This is a genomic window from Streptomyces sp. NPDC003393 (assembly GCF_053589015.1).
This window is the reverse complement of record NZ_JBSFRB010000010.1, coordinates 86,109-101,840: the sequence shown is the minus strand read 5'-3', so window position 1 is coordinate 101,840 and position 15,732 is coordinate 86,109. Positions and strand designations below refer to the sequence as shown.

Annotated in this window: 13 protein-coding genes; all 13 read right to left on the bottom strand. The window is 69.6% G+C overall.

The genetic code is table 11. From position 1 onward, the window contains the following. Positions 1-99 precede the first annotated feature (99 nt). Genes nuoN through ACWDUZ_RS13240 form a run of 13 tightly spaced genes read right to left on the bottom strand, consistent with a single transcriptional unit; the run spans position 100 to position 15,720 of the window. Complete coding sequence (gene nuoN / locus ACWDUZ_RS13300; RefSeq protein WP_451631934.1) at positions 100-1,749, bottom strand: NADH-quinone oxidoreductase subunit NuoN; 1,650 nt, start codon at positions 1,747-1,749, stop codon at positions 100-102. Further along, positions 1,746-3,317 carry an NADH-quinone oxidoreductase subunit M gene (locus ACWDUZ_RS13295; protein WP_451631933.1) on the bottom strand — a complete coding sequence of 524 codons (1,572 nt, stop codon included), beginning with the start codon at positions 3,315-3,317 and terminating at the stop codon, positions 1,746-1,748. The genes nuoN and ACWDUZ_RS13295 overlap by 4 nt, the downstream gene beginning before the upstream one ends. Positions 3,318-3,322: 5 nt before the next feature. Further along, a complete protein-coding gene (nuoL, locus tag ACWDUZ_RS13290; protein ID WP_451631932.1) occupies positions 3,323-5,269 on the bottom strand; it encodes an NADH-quinone oxidoreductase subunit L in 1,947 nt (648 codons plus the stop codon). A 15-nt stretch (positions 5,270-5,284) separates the two neighbouring features. Next, entirely contained in the window at positions 5,285-5,584 is a 300-nt protein-coding gene (gene nuoK / locus ACWDUZ_RS13285; protein WP_451631931.1) for an NADH-quinone oxidoreductase subunit NuoK, read from the bottom strand. Beyond that, positions 5,581-6,423: an NADH-quinone oxidoreductase subunit J gene (locus tag ACWDUZ_RS13280; RefSeq protein ID WP_451631930.1), complete on the bottom strand. Its 843-nt coding sequence runs from the start codon at positions 6,421-6,423 to the stop codon at positions 5,581-5,583. The genes nuoK and ACWDUZ_RS13280 overlap by 4 nt, the downstream gene beginning before the upstream one ends. Further along, complete coding sequence (gene nuoI, locus ACWDUZ_RS13275; protein WP_451631929.1) at positions 6,420-7,061, bottom strand: NADH-quinone oxidoreductase subunit NuoI; 642 nt, start codon at positions 7,059-7,061, stop codon at positions 6,420-6,422. Before nuoI ends, ACWDUZ_RS13280 begins: the two co-directional genes overlap by 4 nt. Beyond that, positions 7,054-8,418: an NADH-quinone oxidoreductase subunit NuoH gene (nuoH, locus tag ACWDUZ_RS13270; protein ID WP_451631928.1), complete on the bottom strand. Its 1,365-nt coding sequence runs from the start codon at positions 8,416-8,418 to the stop codon at positions 7,054-7,056. The genes nuoI and nuoH overlap by 8 nt, the downstream gene beginning before the upstream one ends. Continuing rightward, the gene (locus ACWDUZ_RS13265; protein ID WP_451631927.1) at positions 8,415-10,919 is read right to left on the bottom strand and encodes an NADH-quinone oxidoreductase subunit G; all 2,505 of its coding nucleotides are present in this window, start codon (positions 10,917-10,919) and stop codon (positions 8,415-8,417) included. The genes nuoH and ACWDUZ_RS13265 overlap by 4 nt, the downstream gene beginning before the upstream one ends. Next, positions 10,916-12,292: an NADH-quinone oxidoreductase subunit NuoF gene (gene nuoF / locus ACWDUZ_RS13260; RefSeq protein ID WP_451631926.1), complete on the bottom strand. Its 1,377-nt coding sequence runs from the start codon at positions 12,290-12,292 to the stop codon at positions 10,916-10,918. The genes ACWDUZ_RS13265 and nuoF overlap by 4 nt, the downstream gene beginning before the upstream one ends. Further along, a complete protein-coding gene (gene nuoE, locus ACWDUZ_RS13255; protein ID WP_451631925.1) occupies positions 12,292-13,071 on the bottom strand; it encodes an NADH-quinone oxidoreductase subunit NuoE in 780 nt (259 codons plus the stop codon). The genes nuoF and nuoE overlap by 1 nt, the downstream gene beginning before the upstream one ends. Further along, positions 13,068-14,399 carry an NADH-quinone oxidoreductase subunit D gene (locus ACWDUZ_RS13250; RefSeq protein ID WP_451631924.1) on the bottom strand — a complete coding sequence of 444 codons (1,332 nt, stop codon included), beginning with the start codon at positions 14,397-14,399 and terminating at the stop codon, positions 13,068-13,070. The genes nuoE and ACWDUZ_RS13250 overlap by 4 nt, the downstream gene beginning before the upstream one ends. Then, positions 14,396-15,169 (bottom strand): NADH-quinone oxidoreductase subunit C, encoded by a 774-nt coding sequence (locus ACWDUZ_RS13245; RefSeq protein WP_451631923.1) that lies wholly within the window; start codon positions 15,167-15,169, stop codon positions 14,396-14,398. The genes ACWDUZ_RS13250 and ACWDUZ_RS13245 overlap by 4 nt, the downstream gene beginning before the upstream one ends. Continuing rightward, complete coding sequence (locus ACWDUZ_RS13240) at positions 15,166-15,720, bottom strand: NuoB/complex I 20 kDa subunit family protein (protein ID WP_030174336.1); 555 nt, start codon at positions 15,718-15,720, stop codon at positions 15,166-15,168. Before ACWDUZ_RS13240 ends, ACWDUZ_RS13245 begins: the two co-directional genes overlap by 4 nt. Between the last annotated feature and the right edge of the window lie 12 nt (positions 15,721-15,732).

The window sequence follows — 15,732 nt, the reverse complement described above, 5'->3', positions numbered from 1 at the left end:
CCCGGGTCGGCGGCCTGTGGACCCGCGCCCGCCTCACACCGCTGCCCGGCACCCCGCTGACGGAGGTGCCGGGCAGCCGGCCGTTGGAGAAGGGGCGCCTCAGCGCACGAACACCCCCGCCTGGTTCGCCAGGTCCAGGAAGTACTGCGGGGCCACGCCCAGGACCACCGTGACCACCACACCCACGGCGATCGCGGTCGTCGTCAGCGGCGACGGCACGGCCACCGTCGGGCCCTCGGGCCGCGGCTCGCTGAAGAACATCAGCACGATCACCCGGATGTAGAAGAAGGCGGCGATCGCGGACGAGATCACACCGATCACGACCAGCGGCACCGCGCCGCCCTGAGCCGCCGCCTTGAACACGGCGAACTTCCCGGCGAACCCGGAGGTCAGCGGGATGCCTGCGAAGGCCAGCAGGAACACCGCGAACACGGCCGCCACCAGCGGCGAGCGCCGGCCGAGACCGGCCCACTTCGACAGGTGCGTCGCCTCGCCGCCCGCGTCGCGCACCAGCGTCACCACCGCGAACGCGCCGATCGTCACGAAGGAGTACGCGGCCAGGTAGAACAGCACGGAGGAGACGCCGTCCTTCGAGGTGGCGATGACACCCGCGAGGATGAATCCCGCGTGGGCGATCGACGAGTACGCCAGCAGTCGCTTGATGTCGGTCTGCGTGATCGCGACGATCGCACCGCCCAGCATGGTGAGGATCGCCACGCCCCACATGACCGGCCGCCAGTCCCACCGCATGCCCGGCAGCACGACGTACAGCAGCCTGAGCAGCGCGCCGAAGGCCGCCACCTTGGTCGCCGCCGCCATGAACCCGGTGACCGGGGTCGGGGCGCCCTGGTAGACGTCCGGTGTCCACATGTGGAACGGGACAGCGCCCACCTTGAACAGCAGGCCCATCACGATCATCGCGGCGCCGATCAGCAGCAGTGCGTCGTTGCCCATGGTGTTGGCCAGCGCCGGGTCGACGTTGGCCACGTTGCCCTCGACGACCTGCGCGATCCTGGCGTACGACACGGAGCCCGCGTACCCGTACAGCAGCGCGATGCCGAACAGGGTGAAGGCCGAGGCGAACGCGCCGAGCAGGAAGTACTTGACCGCGGCCTCCTGCGACATCAGCCGCTTGCGGCGGGCCAGCGCGCACAGCAGGTACAGCGGCAGGGAGAAGACCTCCAGTGCCACGAACAGCATCAGCAGGTCGTTGGCCGAGGGGAACACCAGCATGCCGGCGACCGCGAAGAGCAGCAGCGGGAAGACCTCGGTGGTGGTGAAACCGGCCTTCACCGCGGCCTGCTCACTGTCGCTGCCCGGCACGGCCGAGGCCTGCGCGGCGAAGGAGTCGACGCGGTTGCCGTGCGCCTGTGGGTCCAGGCGCCGCTCGGCGAAGGTGAACAGGCCGACCAGGGCGGCCAGCAGGATCGTCCCCTGCAGGAAGAGCGAGGGGCCGTCGACCGCGATGGCGCCCATCGCCGCGATGTGCGCCTTGGTGGTGCCGTAGCCGTCCGCCGCGAGCGCGACGACCGCGGCGAACGCGGCCGCGAGCGCGACGACGGACACGAACACCTGAGCGTAGTAACGGGACCTGCGCGGGATGAACGCCTCGATGAGCACCCCGACGACCGCCGCGCCCACGACGATCAGGGTGGGCGACAACTGCCCGTATTCGATCTTCGGCGCCGGGATCTTCGAGATCGGGTCGGCTGCCGTTGTCCACAGGCTGTGGACGGCTGTTGCACTCACTTGGCCGCCTCCACCGCGGGCTTGGGGTCGGTCTGGTGTACGTCGGACATGGTCTGCTTCACCGCCGGGTTGACGATGTCCGCGACCGGCTTCGGATAGACCCCGAGGAAGATCAACAGCACGATCAGCGGGGCCACCACCACCAGCTCGCGCACCCGCAGGTCGGGCATCGCCGAGACCTCCGGCTTCACCGGACCGGTCATCGTCCGCTGGTAGAGGACGAGGGTGTACAGGGCGGCGAGCACGATGCCGAGGGTGGCGATGATGCCGATCGCCGGGTGCCGCGTGAACGTGCCGACCAGGACCAGGAACTCACTGACGAAGGGGGCCAGTCCGGGCAGCGAGAGCGTCGCCAGGCCGCCGATCAGGAAGGTGCCGGCGAGCACCGGCGCCACCTTCTGCACGCCGCCGTAGTCGGCGATGAGCCGCGAGCCGCGCCGGGAGATCAGGAACCCGGCGATCAGCAGGAGCGCGGCCGTCGACAGGCCGTGGTTGACCATGTAGAGCGTCGCGCCGGACTGGCCCTGGCTGGTCATCGCGAAGATGCCCATGATGATGAAGCCGAAGTGCGAGATCGACGCGTACGCGATCAGGCGCTTGATGTCCCGCTGACCCACCGCGAGCAGCGCCCCGTAGAGGATGCTGATCAGGGCCAGGACGAGGATGACGGGCGTGGCCCACTTGCTGGCCTCCGGGAACAGCTGGAGGCAGAAGCGGAGCATCGCGAAGGTGCCCACCTTGTCCACGACCGCCGTGATGAGGACGGCGACCGGGGCAGTGGCCTCGCCCATGGCGTTGGGCAGCCAGGTGTGCAGCGGCCACAGCGGGGCCTTCACCGCGAAGGCGAAGAAGAAGCCGAGGAACAGCCAGCGTTCGGTGCTGGTGGCCATGTGCAGGGAGCCGTTCGCGCGGGCCTGCGCGATCTCGGTGAGCGAGAAGTTCCCCGCGACCACGTACAGGCCGATCACCGCGGCCAGCATGATCAGACCGCCGGCCAGGTTGTAGAGGAGGAACTTCACCGCCGCGTACGACCGCTGCGTCGACGCCGTCTCCTCGCCGTGCTCGTGGGCACGGTCCCCGAAGCCGCCGATGAGGAAGTACAGCGGGATCAGCATGGCTTCGAAGAAGATGTAGAAGAGGAAGACGTCCGTGGCCTCGAAGGAGATGATCACCATCGCCTCGACGGCCAGGATCAGGGCGAAGAAGCCCTGCGTCGGCCGCCAGCGGCGGCTGCCGGTCTCCAGCGGGTCGGCGTCGTTCCAGCCCGCGAGGATCACGAACGGGATCAGCAGGGCGGTCAGCGCGACCAGCGCCACGCCGATGCCGTCCACACCGAGCTCGTAGCGCACCCCGAAGGCCGAGATCCACGCGTGGGACTCGGTGAGCTGGTAACGGGCGCCGCCCGGGTCGAACCGCACCACGACGGCGATGGCCAGGGCGAGCGTGGCGAGTGAGGCGATGAGCGCCAGCCACTTGGCGGCGGTGCGCCGGGCGGCCGGCACGGCGGCCGTGGCCACCGCCCCGAGGGCCGGAAGCACCGCCGTCGCTGTCAGCAGAGGAAAGGACATCGGTATCAGACCGCCCTCATCAGCAGGGTCGCGGCGACCAGGAGCGCCGCACCGCCGAACATCGAGACCGCGTAGGAACGCGCGAAGCCGTTCTGCAGCCGGCGCATCCGTCCGGACAGGCCGCCCATCGAGGCCGCCGTGCCGTTGACGACGCCGTCGACCAGGGTGTGGTCGACGTACACCAGGGAGCGGGTGAGGTGCTCACCGCCGCGGACCAGGACGACGTGGTTGAAGTCGTCCTGGAGCAGGTCGCGCCGGGCCGCCCGGGTGAGCAGCGAGCCGCGCGGGGCGACGGCCGGAACGGGCTTGCGGCCGTACTGGGCGTAGGCGATCGCGACGCCGACGACCAGGCACACCATGGTCGCTCCGGTGACCGTCAGGGCGCTGACCGGCGAGTTGCCCTCACTGTGCCCGGTGACCGGCTCCAGCCAGTGCAGGAAGCGGTCGCCGATGCTGAAGAACGCGCCGCCGAAGACCGACCCGACGGCCAGCACGATCATGGGGATCGTCATGACCTTCGGCGACTCGTGCGGGTGCGGCTCCGCGTGCGCCCCGTGCTCCTCGGCCGCCGGCTCCACGTCGGGCTCCGCCGGGGAGGCGGTGGGCCGGTGGCGCCAGCGCTCCTCGCCGAAGAACGTCATCAGCATCACCCGCGTCATGTAGTACGCCGTGATGGCCGCGCCCAGCAGGGCGGCGCCGCCGAGGATCCAGCCCTCGGTGCCGCCCTTGGCGAAGGCGGCCTCGATGATCTTGTCCTTGGAGAAGAAGCCGGACAGGCCCGGGAAGCCGATGATGGCGAGGTAGCCGAGGCCGAAGGTGATGAACGTGACCGGCATGTACTTCCTGAGGCCGCCGTACCTGCGCATGTCGACCTCGTCGTTCATGCCGTGCATGACGGAACCGGCGCCGAGGAACAGTCCGGCCTTGAAGAAGCCGTGCGTCACCAGGTGCATGATCGCGAAGACGTAGCCGATGGGACCGAGACCCGCGGCCAGCACCATGTAGCCGATCTGGGACATGGTCGAGCCGGCGAGCGCCTTCTTGATGTCGTCCTTCGCACAACCGACGATCGCACCGAAGAGCAGCGTGACCGCGCCCACCACGGTGACGGCGAGCTGCGCGTCGGGCGCCGCGTTGAAGATCGCGCCGGAGCGGACGATGAGGTAGACGCCCGCGGTCACCATCGTGGCGGCGTGGATGAGCGCGGAGACCGGGGTCGGGCCCTCCATCGCGTCCCCGAGCCAGGACTGCAGCGGCACCTGGGCGGACTTGCCGCACGCGGCGAGCAACAGCATCAGGCCGATCGCGGTGAGCCTGCCCTCGCCGGTGTCCCCCGCATGGCTGAGCACCGGGCCGAAGGCGAAGGTCCCGAACGTCGTGAACATCAGCATGATCGCGATCGACAGACCCATGTCGCCGACGCGGTTGACCAGGAAGGCCTTCTTCGCCGCGGTGGCCGCGCTGGGCTTGTGCTGCCAGAAGCCGATCAGCAGGTAGGAGGCGAGACCGACGCCCTCCCAGCCGACGTACAGCAGCAGGTAGTTGTCGGCGAGGACGAGCAGCAGCATCGCCGCGAGGAACAGGTTCAGATAGCCGAAGAAGCGGCGGCGCCGCTCGTCGTGCTCCATGTACCCGACCGAGTACAGGTGGATCAGTGAGCCGACGCCGGTGATCAGCAGCACGAACGTCATCGACAGCTGGTCGAGCCGGAAGGTGACGTCGGCCTGGAAGCCGGCCACCGGGATCCAGCTGAACAGGTGCTGGACCATGGTCCGGTCGTCGGCGCCCTTGCCGAGCAGGTCGGCGAAGAGGACCAGGCCGATCACGAAGGAGACGGCCGCGAGCAAGGTGCCCAGCCAGTGGCCGACGGCGTCGAGCCGCCGGCCGCCGACCAGGAGGACGGCCGCTCCGAGCAGTGGCGCCGCGATCAGCAGCGCAATCAGGTTGTCCACGATTCTTCCGACCCCTTACAGCTTCATCAGGCTGGCGTCGTCGACCGAGGCCGAGTGGCGGGAACGGAACAGCGACACGATGATCGCGAGTCCGACCACGACCTCCGCTGCGGCGACGACCATCGTGAAGAAGGCGATGATCTGGCCGTCGAGACTGCCGTGCATCCGGGAGAAGGCGACGAACGCGAGGTTGCAGGCGTTCAGCATCAGCTCGATGCACATGAAGATCACGATGGCGTTGCGCCGGATGAGGACGCCGGTGGCGCCGATCGTGAACAACAGGGCGGCGAGATAGAGGTAGTTGACGGGATTCACTTCGACGCCTCCTCGGTCCGCTTGAAGGCCGACGGCTGGATCTCGGCGCGCTCCAGGCGTTCCTCGGCGCGCTGCTCCAGGGCCTTGAGGTCGTTCAGCGCCTCGGCGGAGACGTCACGGATCTGACCGCGCTCGCGCAGGGTCTTGCTGACCGTGAGCTCGGACGGGGTGCCGTCGGGCAGCAGACCCGCGATGTCCACCGCGTTGTGCCGGGCGTAGACGCCGGGCGCCGGCAGCGGCGGTACGTACTTCCCCTCGCGCACGCGCTGCTCGGACAGCTCGCGCTGGGTCCTGGCACGCTCGACGCGCTCCCGGTGGGTGAGGACCATGGCGCCGACGGTGGCCGTGATGAGCAGGGCGCCGGTCAGTTCGAAGGCGAACACGTACTTGGTGAAGATGAGGGACGCCAGGCCCTCCACGTTGCCGTTCGCGTTCGCCTTGCCGGTGCCGGCGAAGTCCTTCAGGGAGGCGTTGGCGATGCCCGCGAAGAGCAGGACGCCGAAGCCGAGGCCACACAACAGGGCCAGCCAGCGCTGGCCCTTGATGGTCTCCTTCAGGGAGTCCGCCGCGGTCACACCGACGAGCATCACCACGAACAGGAACAGCATCATGATCGCGCCGGTGTAGACGACGATCTGCACGATGCCGAGGAAGTAGGCGCCGTTGGCGAGGTAGAACACCGCCAGGATGATCATGGTGCCGGCCAGGCACAGCGCGCTGTGCACGGCCTTCTTCATGAACACCGTGCACAGTGCCCCGATCACCGCGACGGTGCCGAGGACCCAGAACTGGAAGGCCTCACCGGTGGAGGTGGTGTAGGCGGCGAGCTGTGCGGTCATCGGCCGATCACCTTCTCCGAGGCCGGCTCGTCCTCTCCGAAGGTGGCCGCGGCCTCCTGCGGGACCTCGCCCCTGGAGACGGCGACCTGGCGCTCCGTGCCGGGCGCGGCCTCCGTCACCAGGCCCCGGTAGTAGTCCTGTTCATCGGTGCCCGGGTAGATGGCGTGCGGCGTGTCGACCATGCCGTCCTCGAGGCCGGCGAGCAGCTGCTCCTTGGTGTAGATGAGATTCGCGCGGCTGGAGTCGGCCAGTTCGAACTCGTTGGTCATCGTCAGCGCGCGCGTGGGGCACGCCTCGATGCACAGGCCGCACAGGATGCAGCGGGCGTAGTTGATCTGGTAGACGCGGCCGTACCGCTCGCCCGGCGAGTAGCGCTCCTCGTCGGTGTTGTCGGCGCCCTCCACGTAGATGGCGTCGGCGGGGCAGGCCCAGGCGCACAGCTCGCAGCCGACGCACTTCTCCAGGCCGTCCGGATGGCGGTTGAGCTGGTGCCGTCCGTGGAAGCGCGGAGCCGTGGTCTTCTTCTGCTCCGGGTACTGCTCGGTCAGCCGCTTCTTGAACATGGCCTTGAAGGTCACGCCGAAGCCGGCCACGGGGTTCATGAAACCGGGTTTGGTCTCCTTGGGCTCCTCAGCCATCGGACGCCTCCTTTCCATCCAGAGATCCGTCACTGTCAGTGTCCGATCCGCCACTGACAATCAACTCGCCCTCGCGGCGGGGGCGGCGCCGCGGCACCGCCGGCAACTCCTGACCCGGCAGCGGCGGCACGGGGAACCCGCCGGCCATCGGGTCGAACCCGGCCGGCTCGGCCGCCGGCTGCTCGGCCGCCTTCGCCTTCTCGCGGAACATGTCGGCGACGAAGGACAGCACCAGCAGGGCCAGGACGGCGCCGCCGACGTACAGGGCGATGTCGGCGAAGTCGTAGTTCTCGTTCCTGAGGGTCCGCACGGCCGCGACGAGCATCAGCCAGGTCACCGAGACCGGGATCAGAACCTTCCAGCCGAGCTTCATCAGCTGGTCGTAGCGGACCCGGGGGAGGGTGCCGCGCAGCCAGATGAAGAAGAACAGCAGCAACTGCACCTTGATCACGAACCAGAGCAGCGGCCACCAGCCGTGGTTGGCGCCGGCCCAGAAGGTGCTGATCGGCCAGGGTGCCCGCCAGCCGCCGAGGAAGAGCGTGGTCGACACGGCCGAGACCGTCACCATGTTCACGTACTCGGCGAGCATGAACATCGCGAACTTGATCGACGAGTACTCGGTGTTGAACCCGCCCACCAGGTCGCCCTCGGACTCCGGCATGTCGAAGGGGGCGCGATTGGTCTCGCCGACCATGGTGACGATGTAGAGGATGAAGGAGACCGGCAGCAGCAGGATGTACCACCGGTCGTGCTGCTGCGCGACGATCGTCGAGGTCGACATCGATCCCGAGTACAGGAACACCGAGGCGAACGCGGCGCCCATGGCGATCTCGTAGGAGATCATCTGCGCACACGAGCGCAGGCCACCGAGCAGTGGATACGTCGATCCGGAGCTCCAGCCCGCCAGCACGATGCCGTAGATGCCGACCGAGGCGACCGCGAGGAGGTAGAGCACCGCGATCGGCAGGTCGGTCAGCTGCATGGCCGTGCGGTGACCGAAGATCGAGACCTCGTTGTCCGCCGGGCCGAAGGGGATCACCGCGATCGCCATGAAGGCCGGGATGGCCGCGACGATCGGCGCGAGGACGTAGACCACCTTGTCCGCCCGCTTGACGACGACGTCCTCCTTGAGCATCAGCTTGATGCCGTCGGCGAGCGACTGGAGCAGTCCCCAGGGCCCGTGCCGGTTCGGGCCGATGCGCAGCTGCATCCAGGCGACGACCTTGCGTTCCCAGACGATGGAGAACAGCACGGTCACCATCAGGAACGCGAAGCAGAACACCGCCTTGACGACGACCAGCCACCAGGGGTCGGTGCCGAACATCGAGAGGTTCTCTGCGGCGAGGTACGGGCTCATGCCTCCACCTCCTTGGGGGCCTCGGTCGCGCGGGTCGCCGGGCCGATGCGGACGAGGGAGCCGGGCAGGGCCCCGGTGTCGGAGGCGACGCCCCCGCCGACGGAGTTCAGCGGGAGCCACACCACCCGGTCGGGCATCTCGGTGATCTCCAGCGGGAGTTCGACCGTGCCGGAGGGGCCGGTCACGGCGATCGGTTCGCCGTCGGCCACGCCCGCCTCGGCGGCCGTGGCGGACGACACGCGCGCACGGGCCGCGTGCCGGGTACCGGCGAGCGCCTCGTCGCCCTCCTGGAGGACGCCGTGGTCGAGCAGCAGCCGGTGCCCGGCGAGCACGGCCTCCCCGGCGGCCGGCCTGGGCAGCACGCCCGCGCTCTCCAGCGGATCGGTGGCGCGCGGCCCGGTCCAGGCGCCGAGCCGGTCCAGCTCGGCGTGCGCGGTCCGCAGGTCCGGGAGCCCCAGATGGACGTCCATGGCGTCGGCCAGCATCTGCAGCACACGCAGGTCGCTGGGGGCCAGGCGGCGGGTCATCTGGTCGGGCTTGAGCGCGGCCTCGAAGAAGCGCACCCGGCCCTCCCAGTTGAGGAAGCTGCCGGACTTCTCCGCGACGGCCGCCACCGGCAGGACCACGTCCGCGTGCTCGGTGACCTCACTGGGCCGCAGTTCCAGCGACACCAGGAAGCCGACCTCCGTCAGGGCGGCACGCGCGCGTGCCGGGTCGGGCAGGTCCGCCACCTCCACACCGGCGACGACCAGCGCCTGCAGCTGGCCGTCGGCCGCGGCCTGGACGATCTGGCCGGTGTCACGGCCGTAGCGGTGCGGGAGTTCGGCGACGCCCCACACGGCGGCGACCTCCTCCCGCGCGCGCGGGTCGGTCGCCGGGCGGCCGCCCGGCAGCAGCGACGGCATCGCGCCCGCCTCGATCGCACCGCGCTCGCCCGCGCGGCGCGGCATCCACACCAGCTGGGCGCCGGTCGCGGACGCGGCCCGTACGGCGGCGGTGAGTCCGCCCGCCACCGAGGCCAGCCGCTCCCCGACGACGATCACGGCGCCCTCGGCGCGCAACGCCTGCGCGGCCTGTGCGCCGTCGCCCTCCAGGCCGACGCCGCTGGCCAGCGCGTCCAGCCACTCGGTCTCGGTGCCCGGCGCGGCCGGCAGCAGTGTGCCGCCCGCCTTGTGCAGGCCCCGGGTGGCGTGGGTGGCCAGCGCGAACACCTTCTGCCCGTGCCGGCGCCAGGCCTTGCGCAGCCTCAGGAAGACCCCGGGCGCCTCCTCCTCGGACTCGAAGCCGACGAGCAGGACGGCGGGGGCCTTCTCCAGGGAGGTGTACGTGACCCCCGTACCGTCGACGTCCCGTCCGCGTCCGGCGACCCGGGCGGCGAGGAAGTCGGCCTCCTCACCGCTGTGCACGCGCGCGCGGAAGTCGATGTCGTTGGTGTCGAGCGCCACGCGCGCGAACTTGCTGTACGCGTAGGCGTCCTCGACGGTGAGCCGGCCGCCGGTGAGGACGCCGGTCCGGCCGCGCGAGGCGAGCAGGCCCTGGGCGGCGATCTCCAGCGCCTCCGGCCAGGACGCCGGGACGAGCTCGCCCTCGGGGTTGCGCACCAGCGGCGTCGTCAGCCGGTCCTTCTGCTGCGCGTACCGGAAGGCGAACCTGCCCTTGTCGCAGATCCACTCCTCGTTGACCTCGGGGTCGTTGGCGGCGAGCCGCCGCATGACCTTGCCGCGGCGGTGGTCGGTGCGGGTGGCGCAGCCGCCCGCGCAGTGCTCGCACACCGACGGCGACGACACCAGGTCGAAGGGGCGGGAGCGGAACCGGTAGGCCGCCGAGGTCAGCGCGCCGACCGGGCAGATCTGGATGGTGTTGCCGGAGAAGTACGACTCGAACGGGTCGCCTTCTCCGGTACCGACCTGCTGAAGCGCGCCCCGCTCGAGCAGCTCGATCATCGGGTCGCCGGCCACCTGGTTGGAGAACCGGGTGCAGCGCGCACACAGCACGCACCGCTCGCGGTCCAGCAGCACCTGCGTGGAGATCGGCACGGGCTTCTCGAATGTCCGCTTCTTCCCTTCGAAGCGGGACTCGGCGTTGCCGTGCGACATGGCCTGGTTCTGCAGCGGGCACTCGCCGCCCTTGTCGCAGACCGGGCAGTCCAGCGGGTGGTTGATGAGCAGCAGCTCCATCACACCCTTCTGGGCCTTCTCCGCGACCGGCGAGGTCAGCTGGGTCTTGACCACCATGCCGTCCGTGCAGGTGATGGTGCAGGACGCCATCGGCTTGCGCTGGCCCTCGACCTCGACGATGCACTGGCGGCAGGCACCGACCGGGGCGAGCAGGGGATGGTCGCAGAACCGGGGGATCTCGATGCCGAGCTGCTCGGCGGCCCGGATGACCAGGGTGCCCTTGGGCACGCTGATCTCGATGCCGTCGATCGTCAGCGTCACGAGATCTTCCGGCGGGAGTGCCGCCTCGCCGCCCGAGGAGGGGGCGTTGGTGGTCACGGTCATGCGAGCACCTCCGTGTGCTGGTCCGCCCAGGCCGTCGACTTGGCCGGGTCGAAGGGGCAGCCGCGGCCCGTGATGTGCTCCTCGTACTCCTCGCGGAAGTACTTCAGGGAGGAGAAGATCGGCGAGGCCGCACCGTCGCCGAGGGCGCAGAAGGACTTGCCGTTGATGTTGTCGGCGATGTCGTTCAGCTTGTCGAGGTCGGCCATGACGCCCTTGCCCGCCTCGATGTCCCGCAGCAACTGCACGAGCCAGTACGTCCCTTCACGGCAGGGCGTGCACTTGCCGCAGGACTCGTGGGCGTAGAACTCGGTCCAGCGGGTCACCGCCCGCACCACGCACGTCGTCTCGTCGAAGCACTGGAGGGCCTTGGTGCCGAGCATGGAACCGGCCGCGCCGACACCCTCGTAGTCGAGGGGGACGTCGAGGTGCTTGTCGGTGAACATCGGCGTCGAGGAGCCGCCCGGGGTCCAGAACTTCAGCCGGTGCCCGGGGCGCATGCCGCCGCTCATGTCGAGGAGCTGGCGCAGCGTGATGCCGAGCGGGGCCTCGTACTGGCCGGGGCTCGCGACGTGACCGCTGAGCGAGTAGAGCGTGAAGCCGGGAGACTTCTCGCTGCCCATCGACCTGAACCATTCCTTGCCGTTTTTCAGGATGGCGGGAACCGACGCGATCGACTCGACGTTGTTCACCACAGTCGGGCACGCGTAGAGGCCCGCGACAGCAGGGAAGGGAGGACGGAGCCGCGGTTGACCCCGGCGGCCTTCGAGCGAGTCCAGCAGCGCTGTTTCCTCACCGCAGATGTACGCGCCCGCGCCCGCGTGCACGGTGATGTCGAGGTCGACGCCGCTGCCCAGGATGTTCCTGCCGAGGTAGCCCGCCGCGTAGGCCTCGAGCACGGCCGAGTGCAACCGCCGCAGCACGGGGACGACTTCACCACGCAGATAGATGAAGGCGTGCGACGACCTGATGGCGTAACAAGCGATCACCATGCCCTCGATGAGGCTGTGCGGGTTCGCGAAGAGGAGCGGGATGTCCTTGCAGGTGCCCGGCTCCGATTCGTCGGCGTTGACAACCAGATAGTGCGGCTTTCCATCACCCTGGGGAATGAACTGCCACTTCATCCCGGTCGGGAACCCCGCGCCGCCGCGCCCGCGCAGGCCGGACTCCTTGACGTACGCGATCACGTCGTCCGGCGACATGGCGAGTGCCTTGCGAAGTCCCTCGTATCCTTCGTGCCTTCGGTAGACGTCCAGCGTCCAGGACCTGTCCTCGTCCCAGAAGGCCGACAGCACGGGTGCGAGCAGCTTCTCCGGACTGGGCTCTCCCCCGGCCTCCGGCTGGGAGGTGCCCCCGTATCGAGTGGACAAGGTCATCACTCCCCCTCCTCGGCGCGGTGGCCGGAGGGCTGCTGGTCCCCGGCCTCCTGGGTGCGCGGGTGGACCACGCGCGCGGGTGCGGTCTCTCCCCTGGCCAGGCGGAGGCCCACCAGCGAGGCGGGTCCCGCGCTGCCGCCGGCCTCGGTGGCCCCCTCCCGCTCGTCGGGGAAGCCGGCCAGGATCCGGGCGGTCTCCTTGAAGGTGCACAGCGGCGCGCCGCGGGTCGGCGACACCGGCCGTCCCGCCCGGAGGTCGTCGACGATGCGCCTGACGCTGGCCGGGGTCTGGTTGTCGAAGAACTCCCAGTTGACCATCACGACCGGCGCGTAGTCGCAGGCCGCGTTGCACTCGATGTGCTCCAGGGTGATCTTGCCGTCGTCGGTGGTCTCACCGTTGCCGACGCCCAGGTGCTCCTGGAGCGATTCGAAGATCGCGTCGCCGCCCATCACCGCGCACAGGGTGTTGGTGCAGACGCCCACCTGGTAGTCGCCGGACGGCTTGCGCCGGTACATGGTGTAGAAGGTGGCGACCGCGGTGACCTCGGCCGTGGTCAGGTCGAGTACGTCCGCGCAGAACTGCATCCCGGTGCGCGTGACGTGCCCCTCCTCCGCCTGCACCAGGTGCAGCAGCGGCAGGAGGGCGGACCGGGAGTCGGGGTAGCGGGCGATGATCTCGCGCGCGTCGGCCTCCAGACGGGTGCGGACGTCGTCCGGGTAGTCGGGCGCGGGCAGCTGGGGCATGCCCAGGCTGACGCCCTCGGAAGAAGAGGTGGTCACCGGTCGACGCCTCCCATCACGGGGTCGATGGACGCGACGGCGACGATGACGTCGGCGACCTGGCCGCCCTCGCACATCGCCGCCATGGCCTGCAGGTTGGTGAAGGACGGGTCGCGGAAGTGGACCCGGAAGGGACGGGTGCCGCCGTCGGACACGGCGTGCACGCCGAGCTCGCCCTTGGGCGACTCGACCGCCGCGTACGCCTGTCCCGGCGGGACGCGGAAGCCCTCGGTGACCAGCTTGAAGTGGTGGATCAGGGCCTCCATCGAGGTGCCCATGATCTTCTTGATGTGGTCGAGGGAGTTGCCCAGTCCGTCCGGCCCCAGGGCGAGCTGGGCGGGCCAGGCGATCTTCTTGTCGGCGACCATGACCGGGCCGGGCTGCAGCCGGTCCAGGCACTGCTCGACGATCCTGAGCGACTGGCGCATCTCCTCCAGGCGGATCAGGAAGCGGCCGTAGGCGTCGCAGGTGTCGGCGGTCGGGACGTCGAAGTCGTACGTCTCGTAGCCGCAGTACGGCTGGGCCTTGCGCAGGTCGTGCGGCAGACCGGTGGCGCGCAGGATCGGGCCGGTGGCGCCGAGGGCCATGCAGCCGGCCAGGTCGAGGTAGCCGACGTCCTGCATGCGGGCCTTGAAGATGGGGTTCCCGGTGGCGAGCTTGTCGTACTCCGGGAGGTTCTTCTTCATCTTCTTCACGAACTCGCGGATCTGGTCCACCGCGCCGGGCGGCAGGTCCTGGGCGAGTCCGCCGGGCCGGATGTACGCGTGGTTCATCCGCAGGCCCGTGACCAGCTCGTAGATGTCGAGGATCATCTCCCGGTCGCGGAACCCGTAGATCATGATCGTGGTGGCGCCGAGCTCCATGCCGCCGGTGGCGATGCACACCAGGTGCGAGGAGAGGCGGTTCAGCTCCATCAGGAGCACCCGGATGATCGTGGCCCGGTCGGGGACCTGGTCCTCGATGCCGAGGAGTTTCTCGACGGCGAGGCAGTAGGCGGTCTCGTTGTAGAACGACGTCAGGTAGTCCATGCGCGTGACGAAGGTGGTGCCCTGCGTCCACGTGCGGTACTCGAGGTTCTTCTCGATGCCGGTGTGCAGATAGCCGATGCCGCAGCGGGCCTCGGTGACGGTCTCGCCCTCGATCTCCAGGATCAGGCGCAGCACTCCGTGGGTGGACGGGTGCTGGGGGCCCATGTTGACGACGATGCGCTCGTCGTCGGCGCGGGCCGCGGACTGGACGACCTCGTCCCAGTCGCCACCGGTGACCGTGTAGACGGTGCCTTCCGTGGTCTCGCGGGCCGCCGCGGAAGAGGGGGTGTGCGTGCTCATGAGTACGACCTCCGCTGGTCCGGAGCCGGGATCTGTGCGCCCTTGTACTCGACGGGGATGCCGCCGAGGGGGTAGTCCTTGCGCTGCGGGTGGCCCTGCCAGTCGTCCGGCATCATGATCCGGGTGAGCGCGGGATGGCCGTCGAAGACGATCCCGAAGAAGTCGTACGTCTCGCGCTCGTGCCAGTCGTTCGTCGGATAGACCGAGACCAGCGACGGGATGTGCGGGTCGCTGTCGGGGGCGCTGACCTCGAGACGGATCAGCCGGTTGTGGGTGATCGAGCGCAGGTGGTAGACGGCGTGCAGCTCGCGGCCCTTGTCGTACGGGTAGTGGACGCCGCTGACCCCCGTGCACAGTTCGAAGCGCAGGGCGGGGTCGTCGCGCAGGGTGCGGGCGACGCGCAGCAGGTGCTCGCGCTCGATGTGGAAGGTGAGCTCGCCGCGGTCGACGACCGTCTTCTCGATGGCGTTGTCGGGCAGGAGCCCCTGTTCCTCCAGCGCGCCCTCGAGCTCGTCGGCGACCTCGTCGAACCAGCCGCCGTAGGGCCGGGTGGCCGGTCCCGGGAGGCGGACCGAGCGGACCAGGCCGCCGTAACCGGAGGTGTCACCACCGTTGTTGGCGCCGAACATGCCGCGCTGGACGCGGATCTCCTCGCCGCCCTCGCCGCGCCGGCCGGGCAGGTTCTGGGCGGAGAGGTCCTTCTCCGGGTTGACCCCGTTCGCGGACCCGTTCAGCCCCTTCGCACCGCCGGTGCCGTTCACGTCGCTCACCGCAGCAGCCCCTTCATCTCGATCGTGGGCAGGGCCTTGAGCGCGGCCTCCTCCGCCTCGCGGGCCGCCTCCTCGGCGTTCACGCCGAGCTTGCTGGACTGGATCTTCTGGTGGAGCTTGAGGATCGCGTCCATCAGCATCTCGGGGCGGGGCGGGCAGCCGGGAAGGTAGATGTCGACGGGGACGACGTGGTCGACGCCCTGGACGATCGCGTAGTTGTTGAACATGCCGCCCGAGGAGGCGCAGACACCCATGGAGATCACCCACTTGGGGTTGGGCATCTGGTCGTAGACCTGCCGGAGGACCGGCGCCATCTTCTGGCTGACCCGGCCGGCCACGATCATCAGGTCCGCCTGGCGGGGCGAACCGCGGAACACCTCCATGCCGAAGCGCGCCAGGTCGTAGCGGCCGGCGCCGGTGGTCATCATCTCGATCGCGCAGCAGGCGAGGCCGAAAGTGGCCGGGAAGACGGACGCCTTGCGCACCCAGCCCGCGGCCTGCTCGACGGTCGTCAGCAGGAATCCGCTCGGCAGCTTTTCTTCGAGTCCCATGTCTGTAAGGCC

Coding starts and splice junctions, on each gene's coding strand:
- nuoI (WP_451631929.1), bottom strand. CDS start 7,061: ATGGCTGAGGAGCCCAAGGAGACCAAACCCGGTTTCATGAACCCCGTG.
- ACWDUZ_RS13280 (WP_451631930.1), bottom strand. CDS start 6,423: ATGACCGCACAGCTCGCCGCCTACACCACCTCCACCGGTGAGGCCTTC.
- ACWDUZ_RS13250 (WP_451631924.1), bottom strand. CDS start 14,399: ATGAGCACGCACACCCCCTCTTCCGCGGCGGCCCGCGAGACCACGGAA.
- ACWDUZ_RS13240 (WP_030174336.1), bottom strand. CDS start 15,720: ATGGGACTCGAAGAAAAGCTGCCGAGCGGATTCCTGCTGACGACCGTC.
- nuoH (WP_451631928.1), bottom strand. CDS start 8,418: ATGAGCCCGTACCTCGCCGCAGAGAACCTCTCGATGTTCGGCACCGAC.
- ACWDUZ_RS13295 (WP_451631933.1), bottom strand. CDS start 3,317: ATGTCCTTTCCTCTGCTGACAGCGACGGCGGTGCTTCCGGCCCTCGGG.
- nuoF (WP_451631926.1), bottom strand. CDS start 12,292: ATGACCTTGTCCACTCGATACGGGGGCACCTCCCAGCCGGAGGCCGGG.
- ACWDUZ_RS13265 (WP_451631927.1), bottom strand. CDS start 10,919: ATGACCGTGACCACCAACGCCCCCTCCTCGGGCGGCGAGGCGGCACTC.